The sequence below is a fragment of the Nocardia glycosmidis genome (assembly GCF_052545115.1).
The window spans coordinates 60,368-86,176 of record NZ_JBQWRH010000011.1 but is presented as its reverse complement, the minus strand read 5'-3'; the positions used below and the strand labels follow the sequence as shown (position 1 = coordinate 86,176).

The window sequence follows — 25,809 nt, the reverse complement described above, 5'->3', positions numbered from 1 at the left end:
CATCGAAACCAGCCGTGTCGGTGGTCCGCCTACTCCTTCCTTGTCCGCCGCGGGCAACAGCGGCGGCGCTAGGGTGCCGGTGGGGTGCGCGGCGTCGCCCCGGTCTCGGGGGTGGGTGGCGTTGCCCCGGTCTCGGCGGAGCGATCCGCGAGTTCGGTGGGCGCGGGATTCCAGGTCGAGATGGCCCAGATAACCACGACATCGAGGGCGATGATCAGGGTCGACCAGAGCGGGTAGTACGGCAGCCACAGGAAATTGGCGATGATCGACAGCGCCGCGATCACGATCGCCATGACACGTGCCCAGAGTGCCCCCGTGATCAGCGCGATGCCGGTGGCGACCATCACCGCCCCTATCGCGATGTGGACCCAACCCCAGGCTGTGAAGTCGAACTTGAAGGTGTACTGCTGGCCTTGGATGAACAACTCGTCCTGAGCTACGGCCGAGACTCCCTGTAAGAACTGGAGAATTCCGACTGTGGTCATGATGATCGCGGCTGCGATCGATGCTCCGGCCGCGACCCCTTGTTCGACCCTGTTTCTTTCTCGGTCGACGTGCATGTTCTCCGACATTGCGATCCCCTTTCGAAGCAGGACTTGCATGTGAAAGTATTCGGTTATTCACGCCGCGTCGAGATTAGCACCGCTGTTGCTGTGAGTCCTGAGATCATGCTCGAACCGACGCCGACCGCAGAATTTTCCGCCTACTTCGAGTGTGTAGCCGTAACAGAGTTACGACTGAATTCCTTGAAATAGGTTGACCGTGACCGAAACCGATGCCGATATGGTAGGGGCTTTTGACTGTCTCGTGACCGAATTTGCCGATGGACCGCCGAATGGATCGGCACCGCCCCTGCTGCACGACCCCGCCGAGAGCGGCATACTCCGCGTTCGGGCGCGGATCCGCGATCCCGCACACCGGCGACCGAGGTCGGCGGAGAATCGTTCATAAGCTGCTCAAACCGTAGAAAAGGGCGCGATCATGTCCGAGAATTCAGCGATCGAGAAGGGAGCCGCGGCCGGAACCGCGATCTCCGTCGCGGGACCGGATGAGCGCGCTGACGCGGCCGGTCGATGGACCAGGGCCGACCGCGCCGAATACGGTAAGGCGGTCCAGCACCGAACACCTTTCGGCGTGATAGCCGAGTATTGTCCCGCCCCTGACCGCGACCCGGTCGGTCTGCTCGAAATCCAATCGGCGACACGGATTCCCGAACTCGTCCCGGTGCGGTATGGGCGAATGGCTACTGCGCCGTTGGCCTTCTACCGCGGCGGCGCCGCGATCATGGCCGAGGATCTTTCGCACGGCCGGACCACCGGGCTGATCACCCAACTGTGCGGCGACGCGCACCTGAGCAATTTCGGGCTCTTCGCGACACCGGAACGCAAACTCACCTTCGACCTCAACGACTTCGACGAGACCTACCCCGGCCCGTTCGAATGGGATGTCAAACGACTCGTCGCAAGCCTCGCGGTCGCCGGACGCGACAACGACCACAGTGCCAAACAATGTCGCAGGTGCACTCGCGCTTGCGCCGCCGAGTATCGCGAAACCATGGCGTACCAGGCTGAACGTGGCGAGCTCGCGGTCTGGTACTCCGCGATCGACGCCGTTGCCCAGCTGGATGAGGTGCGGGAGGTTCTCGATTCCTCGACCAGGAAACGCGTCCAGAAGACGATCGACAAGTCGTGGGGCCGAGACAGCGTCCACGCGCTGTCCAAGCTGACCACCGTCGTGGACGGGCAGCCGAGAATCATCAGCATGCCGCCGCTGATCATGCCGATCGAGGAGATCTTCACCGAGACCGGCGCCGAGCAGCTGAACCGGACACTGATCGAACGGCTGGCCCACTACCGCGACACGCTGCGACCCAACTCGCGAGCCCTGTTCGATCGGTTCGAATACCTCCAAGCCGCACGCAAGGTCGTCGGCGTGGGCAGTGTGGGCACCCAGGCCTGGATCATCCTGCTGCGCGGGCCCGGCAACGACCCGCTGTTCCTGCAGGTCAAGGAAGCCCGGCCAGCGGTGCTCGCCGAGCACGTCGACGGTCCGTCGTTCCCGAACCAGGGCGAACGTGTCGTGACCGGGCAGCGGCTGCTGCAGGCCGCCAGCGATATCTTCCTGGGCTGGCAGCAAGGCCCCGGCGAAGATGGGGTGGTGCGCGACTTCTACGTCCGTCAACTCCGCGACGGCAAAGGATCCGCCGTCGTCCAGACCATGTCCCCCGAGGTCATGACTCGTTACGGCCGTTTGTGCGCACACGTGCTGGCCCACGCGCACGCACGCGCCGGCGACCGGTTCGCGATCGCCGGTTACCTCGGCACGGACGACGACTTCGATGACGCACTGTCGGCTTTCGCCGAGAATTACGCCGAGCAGAACGCACGCGACCATGCCGCGCTGCGCAAGGCGATCGACGATGGCGCGGTCACCGCCCGGCTGGGGGTATAGCCGGTGCACGGCAACAGGTCGAACTCCACCCTCGTGCTGGCGGTGCTGGCGTCGGGCCAGTTCTTGATGACTCTCGACAGTTCCGTGATGAACGTGTCGATGGCTACCGTCGCCCAGGACCTCGGCACCACGATCACCGGCATCCAGACCGCCATCACCCTGTATACGCTGGTGATGGCATCGCTGATGATCACCGGCGGCCGGGTGGGCACCATACTCGGCCGGCGCAGGGCATTCGGGTTCGGTCTCGTGATCTATGGTGCGGGCTCGTTCACCACCGGGCTGGCACCGAATCTGCCGGTTCTGCTGCTGGGTTGGTCGCTGCTCGAGGGGATCGGCGCTGCGCTGATCATGCCCGCGATCGTCTCCCTCGTCGCCGGGAATTTCGCTCCCGAGCGCCGGCCCGCGGCCTACGGACTGGTGGCGGCGGCAGGGGCGATGGCCGTCGCGGTGGGCCCACTGCTCGGTGGCGCCGTGACCACGTTCGCGTCGTGGCGGTACGTCTTCTTCGGTGAGGTGGTCGTGGTCGTGCTGATCCTGCTGGTTCTACGCCGGGTCGAGGACGCTCCAGCGAACCGGGTTCGGCTGGATCTCGTCGGATCGGTCCTGTCCGTGCTCGGGCTCGGCATGGTCGTCTACGGCGTGTTGCGGTCCAGCGAATGGGGCTGGGTGCAGACGAAGGCCAACGGCCCTACCGTGCTCGGATTGTCGCCGGTCATCTGGCTCTTGATCGGTGGCTTGCTGCTGTTGTATCTGTTCTTGCGGCGGCAGACCTATCTGGTGGAGCAGGGCCGCGACGCGCTGGTTGATCCGAGCCTGCTGGGGAACCGGCAGCTCGCCGGAGGGTTGAGCATGTTCTTCGCGCAGTTCGCGGTGCAGGCCGGGGTGTTCTTCGCGGTGCCGCTGTTTCTGTCGGTGGTGCTCGAACTCAGCGCGGTCGAGACCGGGGTGCGCATCCTTCCGCTGTCCCTCGCGCTGGTCCTGGCTGCGGCGTGCATCCCCCGGTTCCGGCCGCATGCCGATCCGCGCCGCGTTGTTCGCCTGGGTCTGTGCTCGATGATCGTCGGAGTTCTGATCCTCGCTGCCGGCATGGATCCGGGTGCCAACGCGGGCGTCGTGTCGATTCCGATGCTGTTGATGGGACTGGGCCTGGGCGCCTTGGCTTCGCAGCTGGGCGCCGTCACGGTGTCCGCCGTCCCTGATTCGCAGAGCGCCGAGGTCGGGGGATTGCAGAACACCGCCAGCACTCTGGGTGCGTCCCTGGGTACCGCGTTGATCGGGTCGATCCTGATCGCCACGCTCACGTCGTCCGTGATCGCGGGCATCGAGCACAATCCGGCTGTGCCGGCCACCGTGCAGGAGCAGGCCGGGACGGATTTGGCTGTCGGAGTGCCATTCCTGTCCAACAGTCAGTTGGCGGGTGCGCTCGACAAGGCCGGCGTCGATGCGACCACAGCTGACGCCATCCTCGCGGTCAACTCCGCCGCCCGTCTCGAGGCGCTGCAGGTGGCCTTCGCCGTAACCGCTCTGCTCGCGATCGCGGCGCTGTTCGGCACCGGTCTGCTGCCTCGCCGACCGGTCGCCCCCCAGGACACGAAGGCCCCGCGCACACCGGACGGGGCGCAATAGCGGAACGGTCGTCGCCAGTGCCGCCACAGCCCGAGGTGGCGCCGGGCCCGCAACGGATTTCGTCCGGCGTGGACTTGCTCAGCAGCATAGTTTCGGGCATGCTGTGCGGTCCGGGCACAAATAGCACACCCCCCTTCTTCTCGGGTCCAGTTCACCCAGCCGCCAAGTTGTCAGCACGCTTTGTCGGGTCGCGGTTCATCCGGGGTTATCTCCTGGCGCTACCGTTTTCGGTACGCGGAAGAAGGAGCCGGCGGCATGGAGTTCCGACATCTGGTTTCGTTCATCACAATCGCCGAAGAGCTGCATTTCGGCCGCGCAGCGCAGCGCTTACACCTGACGCAGCCCAGTCTCAGTGCCCAGCTGCAGAAGCTGGAGAAATCGCTCGGCGTGCAACTGGTCGCACGCAACTCGCATGAGGTGAAACTGACCCCGGCGGGCCGGGAGTTCGAGAATCAGGCCCGGCTCATCGTCGCGCAGCTCGACCGCGCGGCCCAGGCCGCGAAGGCGACCGCCGAGGGGCGGGCGGGCACCCTCAATATCGGCTACAACCTTCCGGCCAGCAGGCATGTGCTGCCGGACGCGTTGAGCAGGATGACCGATCGGCATCCCGACATCGTGGTCTCGCTGTGGGAGAAGCGCACCGGCCCACAGCTGGCCGCGCTCGGCGACGGTTCGTTGGATATGGCCCTCGTGTACGGACATCCGAGCACGACCGACTTCCGGTACCGGCGGCTGCTGCACCGAGTGCCGCTGGTCGCTGTGGTCGGGCGAAGGCACCGTTGGGCCGATCGGCCCGGTGTCCCGTTCTCCGAACTGGAAGGCCAGGACTGCGTACTGTTCGGTCGCGAGCAGTGTCCGGCCATGTACGACTCGATCTTCCGCGCTGCCGCGGACTCCAGGATCTCCCTCGCGATCACGCACACCGCCGACGATCCCGGCGCCACAGCGCACATGGTTTCGGTGCGCCCACTGGTCGGGTTCGCTTCGTTACCGCGCGCGATTTCGATGGGCATGGGCACGGCCGGCACCGGCTCGGTGGCGGTGAAGCTGTTCGATCCGGTGCCGACGCTGGATTTGTACGCGGTGTGGCGTGCGGACGAGGCCAATCCGGCGGTGCGTTTCTTCTTGGACTGTGTCGATTCTCCGGCACCGGCGCATATTGATATTGCCCGCGCGATGTCGGCCTGAGCACGTCGATAGGTGATGACATTCGCGCGGTAGGAACCGCGCTATCGGCAAAGCCGTAATTCGATGCCGGCGACCAGAATTAGACATTGTGAACACAGTGTCTGTCGCCGCGGTCTCGGTGAGTGAGAATGGATTCGATCTTGCCGACACCGCGAGTTTGTACTCGGTGATTTCCGGCGCTGCCGCTGATCACCCGGATCGGCTTTCGCTGTGCGATGCCGATGGAAAACAACTCACCTGCGCCGAGGTCGACCGCGCGGCCCGCGCGCTCGCCTCGGCGCTGGCCGCGCGCGGTGTCGCGGCAGGTGATCGGGTCGCCGTGCTCGGTCGCACGAATCTGGCCTGGGCGCTGCTGGATTGCGCGCTGCTGGCGCTCGGCGCGGTGGTGGTGCCGGTGTACCCCACATCCTCGCCCAGCCAGATCGAGCACATCCTGCGCGATAGCGGCAGCGGGTATTTCGCCGCCGAGAGCGCCGAAGACGCCGGACGCTTGCGGACGGCGGGAGCGGGGGAGGTCTGGACCTTCGAGCAGATCGCGGAATGGACTGCCGGAACGGTCGATCCGGGACTGGACGCCCGCATCGCGGCCGTCCAAGCGAACGACCTGGCCATGATCGTGTACACCAGCGGCACGACAGGCGTGTCCAAGGGATGCCTGATCACCCACCGCAATATGTTCGTGTCCTCGGCCAACACGGTGCGCCGGACCGGTGACCTCTTCGATGGGACGACGGTGCTGGCGTTGCCGCTGTCGCACGTGTTCGGCCAGACCATCCTGTTCGCCTGCCTGTTCGGCGGTAGCCGCACCCACCTGCTGCCGGGCATCCCGGACCTGGTGCCCGTCCTGCCGACACTGAAGCCGACCTTTTTGGCCTTGATTCCCTACGGCCTGGAGAAGATCCGCAAGTATTGCCGCACTCTGCTCTCCGAGGACGAGGAGCGGGAGGCGGTCGAGCGCGGCCTGGACCTGATGCGCGCGCAGAAGTCGCCGGAACCGGTCACGCATCCGGTGGCCGCCGCGCTCGGCGGTGAGCTGCGGTACGTCATCTCCGGCGGCGCCTCGCTGGACGACTCGACCGTCGGGTTCTACGCGGCGTTCGGTGTGCTGCTGCTGAACTGCTACGGGCTCACCGAAGCCGCCACCGCCGTCACGGTCAGCGCCCCGGAGACCAACCGGCTCGGCACGGTCGGCGCGCCGATCCCCGGCACGTCGGTGGCCATCGCTGAGGAGGACGGCGAGGTGCTGGTCGGCGGTCCCCATGTGTCACCGGGTTATTGGGGCGCGGCCGCCGACCAGTCGGCAGTGGACGCGCAAGGCTGGCTGCACACCGGTGACATCGGGGAACTCGATGACGACGGCTTTCTGCGGATCACCGGACGCAAGAAGGAGATTCTGGTGACCTCCGGCGGCAAGAACGTCGCCCCGGCACCGCTCGAGGATCGAATCCGGTTGCATCCCTTGGTGTCCAACTGCATGGTGCTCGGCGACGGCCGCGATTTCGTCGCCGCACTCGTGACGCTGGACCCGACACAAGTGCAGCGCTGGCGTGCCGCCGAACCGGACGGCGATCTCACCGCCGCCGTCCAGTCCGCCGTCGACGACGCGAATTCTCTGGTCTCCCGTGCCGAATCAATTCGGGCATTTCGGATCGTGGACGGCGATTTCACCGTCGAGGACGGATTGTCGACTTCGTCACGAAAACTGCGCCGCACCGCGATCGCGAAGGCATATGCGGCGGATATCGAACTGCTGTATTCGGCGCCACGACCCGCACGATAGCCGCGGCCGATCGGCCGATGAATCACGGCCCGCCGCGGTGGTTGTCCGGCTGCGGCGGCCACAGACTCGAAATCGGAATTCGACTACCGGAAAGTGATGCGAACATGTACGACGTCATCGTTGTCGGAACCCGGGTCGCGGGCTCCCCTCTGGCCATGCTGCTTGCCAGGAAGGGTTACAAAGTGCTCGCCGTGGACCGGGCGAGCTTCCCCAGCGACACCCCTTCGACCCACTACATCCACCAGTCCGGGCTGAACGTCCTGAAGTCGTGGGGACTGCTGGACGAGCTGCTCGCCACCGGAGTGCCGCCGATCCGGCGCCTGAACTTCTCCTACACCGGCATCGTCCTGCAGGGCTTCGCCAAATCGTCCCCCGACGTCGTCGATGCGGTGTACTGCCCGCGGCGCACGGTTCTGGACAACATCTTGGTCAAGGCCGCCGGCAACGCCGGGGCCGAAATGATCCAGGGATTCACCGTCTCCGAGCTGGTATTCGACGGTGACCGCGTCGTTGGCATCCGTGGCGCGGTCGGTGACGGCGCCGAGCAGGAGTTCCGCGCCAAGCTGGTGGTCGGCGCCGACGGCGCCAACTCGACGGTGGCCAAGGCGGTCGGCGCCGGCGTGTACGACGCCTCGCCCGCAGGGTGCTTCATCTACTACTCCTACTACGAGGGGGTGGACTGGGGGATGCAGCACCGCACCGGATTCGGGGAGCAGCAGTTCGCGTCCTGGCCCACCAACGACGGGCTCGCGCTGGTCGCGGTCATGCGCAAGCGGGACCGGTTCCGCGAATTCCGCACCGACCCGGACGCCGGCGTGCAGGAAATCGTCGACCAGGTCGATCCGGAATTCGGTGTGCGTCTGCGCGATACCGGCAAGCGGGTGGAGCAGTTCCGGCCGATGCTGTACCCGGACAACTACCGTCGGCAGTCCTACGGCCCGGGCTGGGCGCTGGTCGGCGATGCCGGCTACCACAAGGACCCGTTCACCGGCTGGGGCATCACCGACGCGTTCAAGTACGGGCAGCTGCTGGCCGATCTCGTGGATGAAGGACTGTCCGGCGCTCGTTCGATGGACGAGGCACTGGCCGAATACCAGCGCGAGCGCGACGCGCAGAGCGCCAGCGCCTACGAGATGGCGCTGGACCTCTCGGAGCTGGTGCTGACCCCCTACTACGACTCGGTGTTCCGCGCGACCGCACTGGACGCCGAGTACACCACGAACTTCTTCGGGCTGATCGGCGGAATCTACCCGCCGGAGAAGTACTTCGGCGAGCAGGAGCTGTCGGCGCTGTACGAGAAGGTGAACTTCCCGGTGGCGGACCGGCACGTCAGCAAAGACGGAGTGACGGCATGAGTGCCCCCGTCCTGACCGCGCTGGGTGACAGTTTCGTCGAGGGGCGCGGCGACGCCGCGCCCGGCGGCGGATACCGCGGCTGGGTGCCGCGGCTGGGCGGCCAGCTCGGCCTGCGGCCCGCCGCGGTGCGCAACTTCGGCGAGCACGGCGCCACGACCACGGTCGTGGTGCAACAGCAACTGCGCATGGCTGTTTCGGGCCGCGCCGGCCTCTACGGTGTCGTGGTCGGGGTGAACGACCTGGTCAGCGATTTCAACGAGGATCGGTTCGCCCGCAACCTAACTGAGCTTTTCGGCGCGCTGCGCGCCAGCGGCGCAACGGTGTTCACCGCCAGCTACCCCGACATCCCGGCGCGGCTGCCGGTGCCGGACGGATTCCGCGCGCTGCTGCGCGAGCGTTTCGTCTTCGCCAACGCGGTGCTCGCCGACGTCGTCGCCGAGACCGGCACGCTGCTGCTGGATATCGCGGCCCAGCCCGAATGGGAACGGCCGCAGATGTGGACCGCCGACGGTCTGCACCCGAGTTCGCTCGGCCACCACCAGTTCGCCGCGGGCGTGGCCGAGCTGATCGCGTCGAGTACCGCAACCACCCTGGCCGCTTGATCTACCACCCGGTTCGAGAGGAAATTTCGTGACAGACGACAGACGCCTGGCGCGCAACCCGATCGCCATCGTCGGGATGTCCGGGCTGCTGCCCAATGCGCACAACCATCGCGAGTACTGGCAGAACATTGTCGACGGCGTGGACTGCACCACCGAGGTTCCGGCGTCGCGCTGGAGCCTGGACGATTACTTCGACGCCGACCCCGCGACGCCGGACAAGACCTACTCGCGCCGGGGCGCCTTCCTGCCCGACGTCGAGTTCGACCCGCTGGAATTCGGGCTGCCGCCCAACCAGCTCGAAGTGACCAGCACGATGCAGACGCTGAGCCTCGGCGTCGCGCGTGACCTGCTGCGCGACGCGGGCGCGGTGGATTCGGGGTGGTACGACCCGAGCCGCACCGGCGTCGTGCTGGGCACCACCGGCCCCGTGCCGCTCATGCACCCGCTGGCCGCGCGGCTGTCCACGCCGGTACTGAAGGAGGCGGCGCGCTCGGTCGGCCTGTCCGACACCGACGCCGACGCCATCGCCGACCGGTTCGTCGCGGCGTTCGCGCCGTGGGAGGCGAATTCGTTCCCCGGCCTGCTGGCCAACATCACCGCGGGCCGGGTCGCCAACCGGCTCGGCCTCGGCGGCATCAACTGCACCGTCGACGCGGCGTGTGCCGCCTCGCTGGCCGCGCTGCGCACCGCCATCGCCGAACTCCAGGACGGCCGGGCCGACATGATGATCACCGGCGGCGTGGACACCGAGAACACGATCTTCATCTACCTGTGCTTCAGCAAGGTCGGCGCGCTGTCGGCCAGCGGGCAGATCAGCCCGTTCTCCGCCGACGCCAACGGCACGTTGCTCGGTGAGGGCATCACCATGCTCGCGCTGCGCAGGTTGGCGGATGCGCGCCGCGACGGCAACCGGATCTATGCCGTCATCCGCGGTCTCGGCTCCTCCAGCGATGGCCGCGCCAAGAGCATCTACGCCCCGCGTGCGGGCGGCCAGCGCGTCGCGCTGGACCGGGCCTACGCCGACGCCGAGATCTCGCCCGCCGATGTCGCGCTCATCGAGGCGCACGCCACCGGCACTCCGGTCGGCGACAAGACCGAGCTCACCGCGCTCAAGGAGCTGCTGGCCGACGCGACCTCCGAGACCGCGTTCGCCGCGCTGGGCAGCGTGAAGTCGCAGATCGGCCACACCAAGGGCGCGGCGGGTACCGCGAGCGTGATGAAATTGGCGCTGGCGCTGCACCAGAAGGTGCTACCCGGAACCATCAACGTGTCCGCGCCCAACGCCGAGATCGCAGCCACGGACGCGCCGTACTACGTGAACACCCGCACCCGTCCCTGGATCCGCGACCCGCAGCGCCCGGTGCGCCGGGCCGCGGCTTCGGCATTCGGCTTCGGCGGCACCAACTTCCACGTCGTGCTGGAAGAGGCGGACGGCGTCCGCGGCGCGAATCCGGTACTGCACCGGACCGCGCGCGCACACCTGTGGCACGCGGCGGACGTGGCCGGTCTGATCGACGCGGTGCGCAGTGTCGCGCCGAGCGACGGCGGCGATATCCCGGAGGATCACGCGCGCATCGGATTGGTCTCGGTCGACGACGAGAACGCCGCGCACCTGCGGTCGCTCGCGGTGGACGAACTGGTCCGCAACCCCGACGCGGTGGCCTGGGATCACCCGGAGGGCGTGTACTTCCGCGCCGCCGCCCTGCCCGACCGCAAGGCGGGCGCGCTGTTCGCCGGGCAGGGCAGCCAGTACGTCGACATGGGGTTGGAAGCGGCGCTGAACAATCCGGCCGTCGGCGCGGCCTTCGACGCCGCGAACGAGGCCTTCGCCGGTGCGCCGGTGCGCCTGTCGTCGGTGGTCTTCCCGCCCCCGGCGTTCGACGACACCGTGGCCGCGGATCAGGAAACGGCCTTGCGCCGCACCGAATTCGCCCAGCCCGCGATCGGGGCGCTGTCCGCCGGTCAGTTCACCGCACTGTCGGACTACGGCTTCGCCGCCGACGGGTACCTCGGCCACAGCTTCGGTGAGCTGACCGCCCTGTGGGCCTCCAGCGCGCTGGCCACCGCCGACTTCTTCGCACTGGCGCGAGCCCGCGGCGTGGCCATGACGCCCGCGCCGGGTGTCGAGGCGGGGACCATGGTGGCGCTGGGCGTTTCCAGGACCACCGCCGAGGAACTGCTCGACGGTGTCGAGGACGTCTGGATCTGCAATCACAACGCGCCCGATCAGGTCGTCGTCGGTGGTGGTGGTGAGGGGATCGCCGCCGTCGTCGCGCGCTGCGGCGAGCGCGGCGTGGCGACGCGCGCGCTGCCGGTGTCCGGCGCCTTCCACACGCCCTATGTCGGCCACGCCACCGCGGCGTTCGCCCCGGCGGTCGCCCAGGTGCACATCGGCACGCCGGACGCTCCGGTCTACGCCAACACGCCCGGTGTCGGCTACGGCGGCGATGTGGACGTCAACCGGGCCGTGCTGACCGAACAACTCGGCAAACCGGTGGAGTTCGTCGCCGCGCTCACCGCGATGCGCGCCGCAGGCTGCACGGTCTTCGTCGAGTTCGGGCCGAAGCAGGTGCTGACCTCGCTGGTGCGGCGCACCCTCGGCGACGATGTGATCGTCATCGCGACCGACTCCGGCCCGATCGGCAACAGCGATCTCGCGCTGACCCGCGCGGCGGTCCGCTTGGCGGTGCTCGGATTCGGCCTGAACGGGATCAACCGCCATGCCGCCGCCGGGCCGGAGGCCGTGGCCGCCGACCGCGCGATGACCGTGACGATGTCGGCTCCGGAGTACGTGCCCGAAACCCGGCGCACCGCCTACGCCGACGCGCTGGCCGACGAATACCGGCTCAGCGTCCTCGCGGCCGCCCCCGCCGCGGTCGCTCCGGTCGATAATCGGCCTGCGCTCGTTGCCCCTGCCGCTCCGGTCGACAGTGTGGTCGATCACCAGCCCGTCGTCGAGAACCGGGCCGTGCCAACCACATTCACCGCAGCATCGGAGACCTCCGTGTATCCCACACCGCAGCCCGGCGACGCCGGCTCGGACGCGCTGGAGAGCGCGCTCGTACAGCACCTGCACACGCACGGTCAGTTCCTGGACGGCCAGCTGGATATGGCCCGCGGCCTGGCCGGCGCACTCGGCGACGGCCGGCTCGACGCGGCCACGGCGCGCGCCATCGAGGCAGTCACCGACCACGGCGTCGCGATCAGCCACAGCCACGCGCGAGCCAGCGAGGTACTCGCCCAACTCGTCGAGCTGGAAAGCGGCTTCGCGCCCGTATCGCGGCCCTCGACTCAGGTCACTCGGCCGGCGCCCACGCCGCGCGCCGCGATCGAGCCGGCGCCCGTCCGCCGTCCGCTGGCCACCGCCCCGGACGCGCACACGCACCGGGCCGTGCCGGAAGCCGTTGCCGCACCGGTCACTACGGAGGTGACGAACGGACACGCGCCGAGCGTCCCGGTCGAGGTCCCTGAGGCTCCCGTGGCGGCTGGTCAGGTGACCGGTGATGCGTTGCGTGCCGCGCTGCGTGAGGTGGTGGCGGAGAAGACCGGTTATCCGGTCGAGATGGTGGATCCGTCGATGGATCTGGAAGCGGATCTGGGTGTGGATTCGATCAAGCGGGTGCAGGTGATCGGTGCGCTGCAGGAGCGTTTCCCGCAGTTGCCGAGCCTGGGCCCGGAGCAATTGGGCACGGTCCGCACGCTGGATCAGATCGCCGACCTGCTCGGGGCTACCGGCGCGCCGACCGCAGCCGCACCGGCCACAGGGTCGAACAGAGCCGCTCCCGTGGCCGCTGGTCTGGTGACCGGTGATGCGGTGCGTGCGGCGCTGCGTGAGGTGGTGGCGGAGAAGACCGGTTATCCGGTCGAGATGGTGGATCCGTCGATGGATCTGGAAGCCGATCTGGGTGTGGACTCGATCAAGCGTGTGCAGGTGATCGGTGCGCTGCAAGAACGCTTTCCGAACCTACCGAGCCTGGGCCCGGAGCAGCTGGGCACACTGCGCACGCTGGATCAGATCGTGGTGGAACTCGCCGGTGCGGCGGGTGGTGATGTCCACCCAAAAGCTGAGGCCGCGGCGGGAACGTCGCGGCACGCCGTCGAACTCGTCGCCCTGCCGCCACTGGATCGGGCGGTAGCGCCCTACCGCGAGGGAGCACGGGCGGTACTCGTCGATCCGACCGGCGCCCTCGGGGCCGACCGGACGCAGCTCGCCGCCGCACTGACCGAACTCGGATGGACTGTGCGCCAAATGAATTCGGTCAACGACCTCGACCCCGTGGGCGAACCTGTCGACGCGTGTGTGGTCCTGCTCGGCGGCCATGCCGACTGGGCCTCGGCCCAGCGCTACCTGACCGACGGCATTTTGGCGGCCGGACGTGCCGTGCCACTGCTGCGCGACGCGGCGGGGCGAGCGGCCTTTGTGACGGTCACACGGCTCGACGGTGCGCTCGGCTTCCTCGGCAGCGCGCAGCCGGAGCGCGCTCTGCTCGGCGGCATCGGCGGAGTGGTGAAAACCCTGGCTGCCGAACAACCCGGACTGTTCTGCCGGGCGCTGGACGTCGATCCAGCCTGCTCGGCGCGGAAATTGGCCGAGTTCGTGACCGACGAGCTGTTCGACCCGGCCCGCGACACCCTCGAGGTCGGCATCGGCGCGGCGGGTGAACGCCGCACTCCGGTGCCGAGCGGACATGCCGCCGCGCGCACGGTGACCCCGGTGCGTCCGGTCGCCGAGCAGGATGCCACGGTGCTCACCGCCGACGATGTCCTGGTGGTCACCGGTGGTGCGCGTGGTGTCACGGCCACCTGTGTGCTGGCGCTGGCCGGGCGCAGTGCGGCGCGCTTCATTTTGCTCGGGCGCTCCGATCCGGTCGCCGAACCCGGCTGGGCGGCCGGAGTTTCCGACGCGGAACTCAAGCCCGCCGCGGTGCGGGCGCTGGCCGCGACCGGCGTCACGCCGCGCGATATCGAGCGCACCGTATCCAGTGTCCGCGCCACCCGGGAGATCCGTGCGACGCTGGCCGCACTCGGCCCCCGCGCGGAGTATCTGGCGGTAGACGCCACGGATGAGCAGGCCGTCACTGCCGCCCTCGCACCGTTGCGGGACTCGATCACCGGCGTCGTGCACGGGGCGGGGGTGCTGGCCGACTCCATGATCACGGACAAGACCGCCGAATCCATCGCCCGCGTGCTCGATCCCAAGATCGCCGGACTCGCCGCCGTACTCGGCGCGCTCGGCGAACTGCGGCACCTGGTGTTGTTCACGTCGGTGGCGGGACTGTTCGGCAATGCCGGCCAAGCCGACTACGCGGCCGCGAACGAAGCGCTGGCGCGGTTCGCGGTGAGCCTGCGAAACCATCGGCCGGACTGCCATGTCACCGCGATCGACTGGGGTGCCTGGGACGGCGGCATGGTGACTCCCGCGCTGCGGGAGCACTTCCGGACCCGCGGCGTCGAGCTGCTCGACCCGCAGGTCGGCGCGGCGGCGTTCACCGAGCACTTCACCGCGGCGCGTGCCGAGGACACGGTCGTGCTCATCGGTCCCGCGAAGTCGTTGTCGGATACCGCGGGTGTAGCGCAGACGGTGCGGGCCCGGCGGACGATCACCGAAATCACTGCGGACCCGATCATCGCGGCGCACCGGATCGGTGCGCACATCGTGCTGCCCGCGACGTTCGGTCTCGGCGCGATGATCAACCTCGCCGAACGGCGTATGCCGGGGCGGACGGTGGTCGGCGTCCGGGACTTCCAGGTGCTCAAGGGGATCGTGTTCGACCATCCGGTCGATGAACTCGAACTCGAAGTGGCACCGGGAGCGGAGCCGTCCTCGGTGCGTGCCACGGTGCGTGGCGAGAACGCCGTCCGGTTCGGTGCGACTCTGGTGCTCGCCGAAGCCGCCGATCAGCCGCCGCGCAAGCAGGTTCCGGGCGGGCCGGGCAGCGACGCGAACATCTACCGCGACGCCGTCCAATTCCACGCACCGGCGTTGCAGGGGTTGCGGCGGATCCGGTCGGCCTCCGACGACGCGATCGTCTTCGAATGCCAACTGCCTGCCGCCACCGTCGCGGGTGGAGCGTACGCGGGGCGGCTGCACGATCCGGTCCTGGCCGACCTGATCCTGCAGGGACCGCCGGTGCTCGGCCACCGGCTGCTGGGCAGCGCCTGCCTGCCGCTCGGCGTGGGCCGGATCGACTACTTCCGGCCGTTGCCCGTGGGCGAGTCGTTCCTGCTCATCGTGGACAACCCGCGCGCCGGACGGGTCGACGCGCGGATCGACGCTACCGCCACCACAGCGGATGGCACTGTACTGCAACGATTTTCGGACGTCACAGTGGTGACGACACCCGATTTGACGGAGAAGTTCCAGACCTCGGTGAGGCGGTGGATGGCATGACAACGCTGGAATTCGACGGTATCGCGTTCGATCCGTTGAACGCGCCTGCCGCGGACACGCGGGGCGTATCCGGCTCGCCGGCGCCTCAGCCGGATCCCGGCGGCGCGGGTGCGCTCGAGAACCCGCCCGCTGCGAGCTCGGAGGTTTTCCGAATCAGCGGCGATCTTGTGGAATCGACGCCCGCTGCGCCGGTGGCGGGGATGGGGACGGCTGGGCGCGCCGGTACAGCCGGCCCGCTCGCGGAGATCCGCTTCGGCGTCGTCACCGCGCACCGGGCGGCTCTGACCGCGCAGTTGGCCATGCAGCGGGCGGTGTGGGCGCGCGCGCTGCGCAGCGGCGGCGCCTCACCGTCCGGTTCGCCCTTCGGTGAGGTCGTCCTCGAGGGCGGCGACGCCGCAACGATCGCCACGGCATCCGGCGCCATCGCGGCCGAGTCGGCGTTCAAACCGCTCGCCCGCACCGACCGCACTCGCCTGGACCGGGCGGCGCTGCTCGCCCTCGCCGACGGAGACCTCAGCGGCGTCTTCGGACCGGCGTACCGGCGCTCCGGAATCGCGGCGGCCGCCCGGCTGGCCGGGTCGACAGCCCTCGCGCTCACCGAGGTGACCACCATCGAGCTGTACGGCGGCACGGGCAGCGGCCGGGTCGAGGCGCGGTTCGAGGGTGACCCGCGCGCGGCCGCGATGCAGACCGCGGAGGTATTCGCGCTGTACCTCGGATTGCCGCTGGTGCTGTCGGGCAGTTCGCTCGTCGCCGAATGCGCGGGCGCGGCCGACGCGGTCGCGTCCGGCACGATCACGCTGACCGTGACCGCACTCGACCTGGTGCCTCGGCCGCATGTCATGGGCACCGCGCGCGTCGCGGGCGCGGAAGGCGCGTTCGATGTCACGGTCACCGTGGTGGAGCGTCCCGGCAGTGGAGTCGGGCCGGGTCAGGTCTCGGACAGCCTGCTGCTCAACGAGTTCCACATGGTTCACCTCGCCCGTGGCGACCAGAGCATCGCCATGGGCCCGGAGTTCGCGGAGTACACCGGCGTGCGGGCGACCCGCTTGCCGACCGGTGGCCTGCTGCTGGTCGACCGGGTGCTCGACTTCGACGGCAAGCGCGGCACCTTGGACGGCGCTTCCTACACCACCGAATACGACTCCCCGGCCGACTCCTGGTATTACGGCGACACCGCGAACGACTCCATGCCGCACTTCGTCTACATGGAGACCTCGCTGCAGGCGGCGCTGCTGATGGGCTACTACGCGGGTCCGACGCTCACCCAGCCCGGCACCACGCTGAGCCTGCGCAACCTCGGCGGCACCGCTACCGTGCTGCGTCAGGTCGACCTGCGGGACAAGACGATCCGCCAGTCCTCCCGGCTGCTGTCCACCACCATCCTGCCCGGCTCGTCGCTGCAGACCTTCGATTACACCCTCAGCGTGGACGGCGAACCGTTCTACACCGGCGAAACCATGTTCGGCTACTTCAGCGACGAGGCGCTGGCCAACCAGACCGGCCTCGACGCGGGCCGTCCCGCGCCGACCTGGCTCGCGGAAAACCCCGGCGCGGACGTGCGCGTCATCGACGTCGCCGCCCGCCGCGCCGATCCGCGAGCGCGACTGTGCGCCCGGCGCACCCTGGCGCTGATCGACCGGGTCGACGTGGTCGACGGCGCAGGCAAGTACGACGCGGGTTACCTGCACTCGCTGCGCGAGATCGACCCATCGGACTGGTACTTCGCGCGGCACTTCCACCTGGACCCGGTGATCCCGGGGTCGCTCGGGGTGGAATCGGTGATCCACGCGATCCAGGAGTGGATGCTCGACGCCGGCCTCGCCGACGCCATCGGCGATCCGGTCTTCCGCATCCCCGCCGACCGGCCGTTCAGCTGGCGCTACCGTGGGCAGTTCCTGCCCACCGACGGCACCGTCGAACTGGAAGTTCACCTCAAGGAGATCCACCGCGGATCCAGCGGCGTCACCGTCGTCGCCGATGGCTCGTTGTGGAAGCCGGGACTGCGCATCTACGAACTGAACGACCTGGCGGTCGAACTGGCCGATCGAGGGGAACGCTGATGACCACATCCGCGGCCGATGTCCTGGCGACCACCGCGGAAGACATCACCGCCGTCCTGTCCGACCTGACCCGTCCGTGCTGGATCGTGCGCCACGAGGGACGAGTGGGCGCGATATCCGACGAAAGGACCGCGGCACGCGCCGAGGTTCTCGCGGCGGTGGCCCCGCTGCCGCCGCAGCAGCTGGGCGATCGGCGGTTCGCCGCCGCCCACGGTGCGCGCGCCGCGTACGCCGCGGGCGCCATGGCGAACGGCATCGCCTCGCCCGCTCTGGTTTCGGCGATGGCTCGCGCCGGGTATCTCGCCTCCTACGGTGCGGCGGGCGTGCCACCCGCGGCGGTGGACGCGGCGTTGGCCGAGCTGAGCCGCACGCTGACCGGAAAACCCTTCGCGTGCAACCTGATCCACAGCCCTTCCGAACCCGCGCTGGAGCGCGCGATCGTCGACGCGTGCCTGCGCCACGAGGTGCGCTGCGTGGAAGCGTCGGCGTTCATGGACCTCACCGGCGAGGTCGTGCGCTACCGCGCGGCGGGGCTGGCCGTCGACCGGCAGGGCCGCGTCGAGGTGCGCAATCGCCTGATCGCGAAGGTCTCCCGGGTCGAGGTGGCCGAGCCGTTCCTGCGGCCCGCGCCCACCCGGTTGCTGCGCGCGCTGGTCGAATCCGGCGACCTGACCCCGGAGCAGGCCCGGCTCGCCGAACAGGTGCCGATGGCCGACGACATCACGGCCGAAGCCGACTCCGGCGGCCACACCGACCGCAGGCCGCTGCTGGTGCTGCTGCCGGAGTTGATCGCGGCCCGGGATCGGCTGGCCCGCACCGTGCCCGCCGCGGCGGCGGTCCGGGTCGGCGCGGCAGGCGGCATCGGCACCCCCGACGCGGCGGCCGCGGCCTTCGCGCTGGGCGCCGCCTACGTGGTGACCGGTTCGATCAATCAGGCCACCCAGGAGGCGGCCCAGTGCGACACCACCAAACAGCTGCTCACCCAGGCGGCTTTCGCCGACTGCACCATGGCGCCGTCCTCGGACATGTTCGAGCTGGGCGTCCAGGTGCAGGTACTGCGCAGGGGCACCATGTTCGCCGCCCGCGCGCAGCGGCTCTACGACACCTACCGCGCCTACGACGGCATCGATGCGATCCCGGCCGAGTCGCGTCGCGATCTGGAGGCCACGCTGTTCCAGCGGCCCCTGGAAGCCGTGTGGGACGACTGTGTCACGTTCTTCACCGAGCGTGATCCGGCCCAACTGGTGGGCGCCGAGGAGGACCCGAAACGCAAGATGGCCCTGGTGTTCCGGTGGTATCTGGGGCTGTCGTCGGGGTGGAGCATTCGCGGCGACGCCGGCCGCGTCGCCGATTACCAGATCTGGTGCGGGCCCGCGATGGGCGGGTTCAACAGCTGGGTGGCCGGAAGCTACCTGGCGGCACTGCGCAACCGGCACGTCGCCGATATCGCCGACCAGATGATGCTGGGCGCGGCCTACCTGACCCGGGTCGCCCAGTTGCGTACCGCGGGTGTGCGATTGCCCGCCGAGTGCGCCCGATTCGTGCCCCGGCCGAGTGAGCGGCGATGACGACGGGCACGGCATGCTGATCGTCGACCAGCGCATCGAGGCGCTGGTCGGCCCGGGCTCGGCGCGCCACATCGAGCCGCCCGCCACCGCGGTCGTCGATCGGTCCCCGGACCGGTGCACGGTCATCGCCCGGATATGCAGGGCACCGGCCGAGACCGGGATCCGGGGTCGCGGCGTCGCCACCACGGCCGAATCCCCGCACGACATCCTCCACCATCCCCGCTACCGCGCCGCGAACCACGGCACCGCCCTCATCGGGCCCCTCACCACGGTGTCGCGCGTCGCCTCATAAAGCCGCCGCTATCGGACGCGGTGACGGCCCGCGTCCGATAGCGGCGCATCCTCGTCGGCTCCGAACTCGCCGAGCTTCGACGCTGCTACGCCGGAAACGCGATCGCGGCTCGGTATGCTTCCTTTTGTGGCACGGGTCTGGTCGGTTCTGTCGAGGGGGCTGAGTCTTGTTCAGCTGACCTGGGTGGCCGTGCTGACCCTTGTTGTCGCGGTCTCGCTGCACGTCGACGGCCCCACCGCGGTTGTTGGTGCGGCAGTCGCATTGGTTCTGCTGCTGGCCATCACCGGGCACTCCGCACGGCCGCTGGTATTTCTGCCTACAGACTCGGCAACCGGCCCTCGGCGCGACGAACAGCGTCTGCGCGGCGCTTTCCGTCGGCAGAGCGCCCCTGACACCCCGGGACGGCCGCGCCGTCCACGAGCACCCGGACGGGTTCTGGCCGCCGTGTAGCGCCTGCAGCGCTACATCGGCTTCGGTCTTGGCCCCTGTCCATTCCGACGCGGTACTTTCCATGACCAGCGTCGCCCCCATCCGCACGAGGCCGCGTGATGCGCTCGTGCAGTTACGAGGTGCTCGGTGCTCGACTTCATCTACTATCCCGTCTCCGCCATCCTCTGGTTTTGGCACAAAGCCTTCGGCGCGATCCTCGGACCCGACAACGGATTCGCGTGGGCGCTTGCCGTGGTGTTCCTTGTGTTCACTCTTCGGCTTCTGCTGCTGCGCCCGGCGACCAAGCAGATCCGGACCGCCCGGCAAATGCAGCAACTACAGCCCCAGATCAGCGATCTGCAGAAGAAGTACGCCGGCGATCGGCAACGCCAGGCGATCGAGATGCAGAAACTGCAGAAAGAACACGGCTTCAATCCCTTGATGGGATGCCTGCCGGCCCTGGTGCAGGTCCCTGTTTTCCTCGGCCTGTACCACGTGCTGCGGTCGTTCAACCGCACCGCAACGGGGTGGGGCCAGCTGGGCATGACACCCGAGGCCAATGCCGCTACCCCGAACTATGTCTTCAGTACTACCGACGTCCAGTCGTTTCTCACCGCACGCCTGTTCGGTGCGCCGATCTCGGCAGCGATCACCACCCCGGACAAGGTGCTCGCTTCGTTCGCGCCCTACGGGGGAGTCCCGGCGGTTACCGCGATCGCCGCGGTCGCCATCTCGCTGATGCTGATCGCGGGCCTCGCGACCCACTTCAACGCCCGCGCGTCACTGGCCAGGCAGAGCCCAGAGTCCGCCACGAACCCCCAGGCGGGGCTCATGCGGAACCTGATGTTGTGGGTCTTTCCGGTGGGCGTTCTCGTCGGTGGGCCGTTCCTGATGATCGCGATCTTGTTGTACTGGGTCAGCAACAACATCTGGACATACGCTCAACAGCACCTCATCTTCGCCCGGATAGACCGAGAAGAGGCTGCCGAGCAAAAGACGATTGCCGATCGTCGCGCCGCCGCAGCCCCGAAACCTGGTGCCCGCCCAGCCGATCCGAAGAAAGCCGCAGGAAGTGAGAGACGACGCGGCAAAGCCACGTGAACCTCGAACTCGCGTTGCGGGCACTGCCCGCGCGGCAGCGCCCGCAACGTGTCAACTCGACCTCGGCAGAGGTTTCGCGATGCAGCACTTTCACCGCTCAGTGCTCCCGTGATGTGTCCGGCTTCAGGCGTCCGGCGCTGATCAGCGTTTGGCGTGCTGCCTCCTTGCGGGGGCATTCGGTTGCGCGGCAGCCTCGGTGCTGCTGCATGGTCGCGTGCGCTTCTTGGACGCTCAAGGGCCACTCGGGGGCTGCGTGAGGCCAGCTTGTGGGCCCCCGTCGGCTGGCTCGCCACTCGGCTTGGACACGATCCACGATGTCTTGGACGCTGGGTCCTCGCTCAGACGGATCGCCATCGTCGTGCCACCAATTGAAGCCCATTGCCGTATCAATCCTCATGTCATCTATGGGTTGGGAGTCGCCCGAGCCGGGGGAGCGCCCACCCCGGCTCCGGGACGTTTCTGGGGTATCCGCCCATTCACGGAGGGCGGCGAGGTAGTGCGCCAACACCGCGACGGGCAGCCGGTTCCAGGGAGCCGGCGGCCCGACGAAGGGTGTTCGGGCGCCGGGCCGACACGGGATACGAAGATGGGGCCTGGCATCTGCCGTCCAGTTACCTCGAGTCCGACGAGTCGGTCATCGATGCACTCGTGCGGGAGGCCGCCGAAGAGATCGGTGTGGTGATCGCCCCCGAAGACGTGCGATTCGCGCACGTGATGCACAATTCCAGCTCCGGCGGCCGGGTTGCCTTCTTCTTCCTGGTCAGCAGCTGGGCCGGGACTCCGATCAATCAGGAACCGGACAAGTGCGATGCGCTGGAATGGTTCGCGCCATCCGAGCTGCCCGATCGGATGATTGCGTATTGCCGTGCGGCCCTGAACTCGATCGCTGTCGGCCAGCAGTTCTCGGTGTACGGCTGGTAGGCGGTCGCCGTGTCCTCATCGAACGCCCACGGCTTATCCCGCCTCGAGCACATCCCTACCGCGTGCCGTCCGTGCAGTTCCGTCGTCTTCCAACAGCAGCCCAGACGGAATGATCAGTAGCTCGACCATGCGCCATCGACGTAGCCCGCTCCGTTTCAGGAGCGGGCCGCCGGCGTTGTCCCATCCCCAGATCGCGTAAGCCGAGGGGGCTCGATGCACGAGATGGCAGTACACACGAACGACCTACCGCAGCGAACACCCTTCCGGCACGCCGATCACGAGGTATCCGACCGTTCGCATCTTCACCTGCTCGGCATGGCGGCATACACCTCCAGCGGAATCATCGGACGCCCCTCGGCGGCGACCGACGTCAAAGGGAAGGCTGTATTGGACGCCCTGACGAAGTCGTTCGGTGAATATTTTGCGCTGATTGCAGATACGGAAGGGTAGGGCGTGTCCTCAAAGTGGTTGTGGCTGAATTGCTTTCTGTGATTCTGTGATCGCATGAGTCCAGAACTCGTACGAATTCTCGAATCTGCTTGTTCGGTGGCCGGCACCGCTGGATCCGCGACGCCGATCAAGCTCGGGAAGAACCCGATCTTCCGCCTACCGGGTGGCGTAGTCGCCCGGATCGCGCGGCTCGGCCAGCAGGACGCCGCCGACCGTGAACTACGCGAGGTCCTCACCCGCCGAACCGCAGCGAAAGCAGCACCATGACCGCCACGACGGCATCCAAGGAAGTACTGGAGGAGGCAGCCCTACAAGCCGGGCTCGAGCTGGATCAGCCGGAATCGATCCGTGAAGGATCCCATGCCATCTACCGGGTCGGTGACATCGTGGCGCGGATCGGAAGGCCGGGCAGCCTGCAGGATGCCCAGCGAGAGCTGCGAGTATCGCAGTGGCTCAACAGTTCTGGCATCCCCACGGTGGAGGTGGTAGCGGAACTGCCGCAACCGATCGTTGTCGGCGACCGACCCGTGACCTGGTGGCATCTCATTCCGGACCATCGGCCGGCGACGCCTGCCGAGCTCGGCGCCATGCTCCGTGCACTCCACTCGTTGCCACCGCCGACCGATCCGGACTTGCCGCGATACGACCCCTTCGGTGATCTACGCGCCCGGTTGGCAACGGCTGGCACGGTGAACGACGATGACCGAACGTGGCTGCTGACGCGATACGACGAACTACGCCGGCAACATGACGAGTTGCCGGATCCGGTACGGATCGCGGTGATTCATGGTGATGCGTGGCAAGGCAATCTGGTCGTGCCGCCATCAGGTGTTCCGACGGTGCTGGATCTCGACAAGTTGTCGGTCGGCCGGCCGGAATGGGACCTTGTTCAGCTCGCTGTCGACTACTCGGACTTCGCTCGGATTCCCGAGGCCGGCTACCTGTCGTTCGTAAACGCTTATGGCGGCCAGGACATCACGGGATGGCCAGACTTCAGACTCTTCGCCGATATCCAGGAGCTTCGCTGGGTGGCGTTCGCTATAGGGCAAGCCGGAGCAAGCGAGGCTGCTGCACAACAGGCAAAGCATCGGATTGCTTGCGTGCGGGGGCAAGCACCGCAACCGTGGGTATGGGAGGCCCTCTAGGCAAAGCAGGTTTATCGGCGCACCTCCTAGCGCGCAGATCCCTGCCGACGAGCCGTGTCTTCGATCTGTGTGTGGCGTACTACGCACCATTGAATTCGGCGATTATTGTCTGAATCGGTCCGCCCATCAGGGGCAGCTGAGTGGAGGGATTCGACGAATGAAGTTCGAGAAAATCACTGTTGCCGTTTTCATGGCCATTTCAGCTGTGGGTATCACTGCCGCAACCGCCCATGCAAAGCCGGCCTCGGCGGAGCAGCCTACTGCGGTGGACACAATTTCCGGTGTGGATCATGGAATCGACTACCAGATCACCGTTTCGCCAGTCGACAGGGCCATTATCACTATCGACGAGAATGGCAGGTCCGAGGCGGACGGCCGCACCCTGCCCCTGACACCGACCCCGACGGCAGAAGATACTGCGCAACTGAAGGACATCAGCTCCTACGACCGGCTCCAGGCGCAGATCAACAAGAACCTGCCCGGCGTCGTCGCCGGTGCCATCGTGGGCGGCCTCGTCGGCGGGGTGTTTCTGCCCCTGATCTGGGGGATCAGCATCCCCATGGGCGCGCTGATCGGTGGAACCGTCGGCGGATACGTCTTGGGCGGCCCGGAGTTCCTCGACGCAGTACAGGCGTTCGCCACCGGCCAGCCATGATCACGAGCAGGTGAAATAGCGGTCGGCGCCGCCCTACTTCAATCCCGACCGCACGAACGCGTTGACAATATGCCGTTGCAGCAGCAGGTACATCAGCAGGACCGGGAGGCAGGCGAGGCTGGCCACCGCCATCATCGGTCCCCACTGGTCGCCCTCGGTGCCCATGAAGCTGCGCAAGCCGAGTTGGAGCACACTGTTGGATTGCCGCAGGACGACCGCGGGCCAGAAGTATTCGTTCCACGCGTTGATGAACAGCAGGATCGCCAGTGCGGCCAGCGCGGGGCGCAAGTTCGGTACGACCACGGTCCACAGGATCGACCACGAGCGGCGGCCGTCGATCTTCGCCGCGGCCACGAGCTCCTTCGGGAAGCTCGCCATGTGCTGCCGTAGCAGCAGCACCGCGAGCGCCGAGCACAGCGTCGGAAGCACCACGCCGATCAGCGAATTGATCAGGCCGAGCCTGGTCAGCAGCACATAGTTGGGCAGCATGGTCACCTGGAACGGCACCAGCCAGGTGCCCACGAACGCCAGATACAGCACCCGCTGGAACGGGAAGGTGTACATCGCGAACGCGTACGAGGCCAGTAGCGCGACCAGCAACTGCCCCGCCGCCGACAGCACCGCGACGAAGAAGGTGTTGCCGATCAGACCCAGCACATCGACCTTCGCGGCCGCGTCGCTGTAGTTGGCGAACGAGATCGGCCAGGGGATCGGTGCCAGCGAGGTCACGTCCTCGGGCCGGCGCAACGAGGTGGCGAACAGCCAGTAGATCGGAAACGCGCACAGCACCGCGGTGACCGCGAGCAGAAGGTGGCTGCCCGCGGTGCGTAGCCGGTCAATCGTCATGAAAGGAAACCTTTTCCGAGATCCACACCAGGATTGCGGCGAGCACTCCGAATCCGGCGAACAGCAGCACACCGGCCGCGGCGCTGAGCCCGGCGTCGAAGCTGTGGAACGCGTAGTCCCACAGCAGGTAATAGATATTGGTGGTCGACTGCGCCGGTCCACCCTGTGTCATCGAGTCGATCAGGGGGAAAGTCAAAGTGGGACTGAGCAATACCGTGGTCAGCACCAAGAACAGCAGGGTGGGCAACAGCAGCGGCAAGGTGATCCACCGGCGGATCTGACTCGGGCTCGCGCCGTCCACCATGGCGGCCTCGTCGTATTCGCCGCTGATACCCGCCAGTCCGGCCCAGACCACGAGCACCGCGAATCCGAGCAGCTGCCATCCGGTGATCCCGATGATCACCTCATGCGCGGTCTGTGCGTCGTAGACCCAGTTGCGGTCCGAGCGCAGGATCTGGTCGATGAAACCACTGCCGGGGTGCAGCAGCCAGCGCCACACGGCCGCCGCCGCGACCGGCGCGACGAGGAACGGCGCGAAGACGAACGCGTGATAGACGGTGCGCGCCCGGCCGTGCACCCGCCTGCTGGCCAGCGCGATCAGCAGTGGCAGCAGCACCGTGAACGGCAGCATGCCCACGATCAGGACCCCGGTGCGGCCGATCGAGTCCCAGAAGGCCGGAAGATCGAGCAGCCGTTGGTAATTGCCGAGGCCCACCGGTTTCATCGGCGCGGTCGGCAGCAGGTTCCACGAATACGTGGACAGCTCGACCGCTTGGACCAGCGGCCGGTAGATCCACACGACGAGCAATATCAGCGCGGGCGCCAGATACAGATACGGCACGGCGAGCCGCCCCGCCCGGCGGAACCGGGCGGGGCGGCGCGACGACGCGACCGGATCGAGCGTTTCCGCGGTCAGTGCCGGGGATTCGACGACGAACATCCG

At 67.8% G+C, this 25,809-nt stretch carries 20 protein-coding genes; 17 read left to right on the top strand and 3 right to left on the bottom strand.

Features of this window, described 5'->3' with window-relative positions; genetic code table 11:
- Window positions 1-68: 68 nt before the first annotated feature.
- Complete coding sequence (locus tag ACT86A_RS15790; RefSeq protein WP_445092884.1) at window positions 69-572, bottom strand: DUF7144 family membrane protein; 504 nt, start codon at window positions 570-572, stop codon at window positions 69-71.
- A gap of 409 nt (window positions 573-981) precedes the next feature.
- On the opposite strand from ACT86A_RS15790, the gene ACT86A_RS15785 reads away from it, so the two are divergent.
- The 17 genes from ACT86A_RS15785 to ACT86A_RS15705 all read left to right on the top strand — a co-directional run bounded on the left by ACT86A_RS15785 (window position 982) and on the right by ACT86A_RS15705 (window position 24,020).
- The gene (locus ACT86A_RS15785) at window positions 982-2,451 is read left to right on the top strand and encodes a DUF2252 domain-containing protein (RefSeq protein ID WP_445092883.1); all 1,470 of its coding nucleotides are present in this window, start codon (window positions 982-984) and stop codon (window positions 2,449-2,451) included.
- A gap of 3 nt (window positions 2,452-2,454) precedes the next feature.
- Entirely contained in the window at window positions 2,455-4,080 is a 1,626-nt protein-coding gene (locus ACT86A_RS15780; RefSeq protein WP_445092882.1) for an MFS transporter, read from the top strand.
- Between the two features lie 255 nt (window positions 4,081-4,335).
- Window positions 4,336-5,268, top strand: a complete 933-nt coding sequence (locus tag ACT86A_RS15775; protein WP_445092881.1) for a LysR family transcriptional regulator — start codon at window positions 4,336-4,338, stop codon at window positions 5,266-5,268.
- 88 nt (window positions 5,269-5,356) lie between these two features.
- The gene (locus ACT86A_RS15770) at window positions 5,357-7,048 is read left to right on the top strand and encodes an AMP-dependent synthetase/ligase (protein ID WP_445092880.1); all 1,692 of its coding nucleotides are present in this window, start codon (window positions 5,357-5,359) and stop codon (window positions 7,046-7,048) included.
- Window positions 7,049-7,152: 104 nt separating this feature from the next.
- Window positions 7,153-8,403 carry an NAD(P)/FAD-dependent oxidoreductase gene (locus tag ACT86A_RS15765; protein ID WP_445092879.1) on the top strand — a complete coding sequence of 417 codons (1,251 nt, stop codon included), beginning with the start codon at window positions 7,153-7,155 and terminating at the stop codon, window positions 8,401-8,403.
- The gene (locus ACT86A_RS15760; protein WP_445092878.1) at window positions 8,400-9,005 is read left to right on the top strand and encodes an SGNH/GDSL hydrolase family protein; all 606 of its coding nucleotides are present in this window, start codon (window positions 8,400-8,402) and stop codon (window positions 9,003-9,005) included. The genes ACT86A_RS15765 and ACT86A_RS15760 overlap by 4 nt, the downstream gene beginning before the upstream one ends.
- A 28-nt stretch (window positions 9,006-9,033) precedes the next feature.
- On the top strand, window positions 9,034-15,396 hold the full coding sequence (locus tag ACT86A_RS15755) for an SDR family NAD(P)-dependent oxidoreductase (RefSeq protein WP_445092877.1): 6,363 nt from the start codon (window positions 9,034-9,036) through the stop codon (window positions 15,394-15,396).
- Window positions 15,393-17,459: a beta-hydroxydecanoyl-ACP dehydratase gene (locus ACT86A_RS15750; RefSeq protein ID WP_445092876.1), complete on the top strand. Its 2,067-nt coding sequence runs from the start codon at window positions 15,393-15,395 to the stop codon at window positions 17,457-17,459. Before ACT86A_RS15755 ends, ACT86A_RS15750 begins: the two co-directional genes overlap by 4 nt.
- Complete coding sequence (locus tag ACT86A_RS15745) at window positions 17,459-19,027, top strand: PfaD family polyunsaturated fatty acid/polyketide biosynthesis protein (protein WP_445092875.1); 1,569 nt, start codon at window positions 17,459-17,461, stop codon at window positions 19,025-19,027. The genes ACT86A_RS15750 and ACT86A_RS15745 overlap by 1 nt, the downstream gene beginning before the upstream one ends.
- 13 nt (window positions 19,028-19,040) lie before the next feature.
- Window positions 19,041-19,319 carry a hypothetical protein gene (locus ACT86A_RS15740; protein WP_445092874.1) on the top strand — a complete coding sequence of 93 codons (279 nt, stop codon included), beginning with the start codon at window positions 19,041-19,043 and terminating at the stop codon, window positions 19,317-19,319.
- A 126-nt stretch (window positions 19,320-19,445) separates the two neighbouring features.
- Window positions 19,446-19,769 (top strand): DUF6412 domain-containing protein, encoded by a 324-nt coding sequence (locus ACT86A_RS15735; RefSeq protein ID WP_445092873.1) that lies wholly within the window; start codon window positions 19,446-19,448, stop codon window positions 19,767-19,769.
- A 126-nt stretch (window positions 19,770-19,895) separates the two neighbouring features.
- Entirely contained in the window at window positions 19,896-20,849 is a 954-nt protein-coding gene (gene yidC, locus ACT86A_RS15730; protein WP_445092872.1) for a membrane protein insertase YidC, read from the top strand.
- A 552-nt stretch (window positions 20,850-21,401) separates the two neighbouring features.
- Entirely contained in the window at window positions 21,402-21,770 is a 369-nt protein-coding gene (locus ACT86A_RS15725) for an NUDIX hydrolase (protein ID WP_445092871.1), read from the top strand.
- 213 nt (window positions 21,771-21,983) lie between these two features.
- Window positions 21,984-22,220 (top strand): hypothetical protein, encoded by a 237-nt coding sequence (locus ACT86A_RS15720; protein WP_445092870.1) that lies wholly within the window; start codon window positions 21,984-21,986, stop codon window positions 22,218-22,220.
- Between the two features lie 96 nt (window positions 22,221-22,316).
- A complete protein-coding gene (locus tag ACT86A_RS15715; protein ID WP_445092869.1) occupies window positions 22,317-22,487 on the top strand; it encodes a hypothetical protein in 171 nt (56 codons plus the stop codon).
- Window positions 22,484-23,365: a phosphotransferase enzyme family protein gene (locus tag ACT86A_RS15710; protein ID WP_445092868.1), complete on the top strand. Its 882-nt coding sequence runs from the start codon at window positions 22,484-22,486 to the stop codon at window positions 23,363-23,365. The genes ACT86A_RS15715 and ACT86A_RS15710 overlap by 4 nt, the downstream gene beginning before the upstream one ends.
- Window positions 23,366-23,522: 157 nt before the next feature.
- Window positions 23,523-24,020, top strand: a complete 498-nt coding sequence (locus ACT86A_RS15705; protein WP_445092867.1) for a hypothetical protein — start codon at window positions 23,523-23,525, stop codon at window positions 24,018-24,020.
- A gap of 33 nt (window positions 24,021-24,053) precedes the next feature.
- Here the strand turns inward: ACT86A_RS15705 and ACT86A_RS15700 are convergent, their stop codons facing one another.
- Together ACT86A_RS15700 and ACT86A_RS15695 are read right to left on the bottom strand one after the other, a co-directional pair.
- Entirely contained in the window at window positions 24,054-24,866 is an 813-nt protein-coding gene (locus ACT86A_RS15700; RefSeq protein WP_445092866.1) for a carbohydrate ABC transporter permease, read from the bottom strand.
- On the bottom strand, window positions 24,856-25,806 hold the full coding sequence (locus tag ACT86A_RS15695) for a carbohydrate ABC transporter permease (protein WP_445092865.1): 951 nt from the start codon (window positions 25,804-25,806) through the stop codon (window positions 24,856-24,858). The genes ACT86A_RS15700 and ACT86A_RS15695 overlap by 11 nt, the downstream gene beginning before the upstream one ends.
- Window positions 25,807-25,809: the final 3 nt, after the last annotated feature.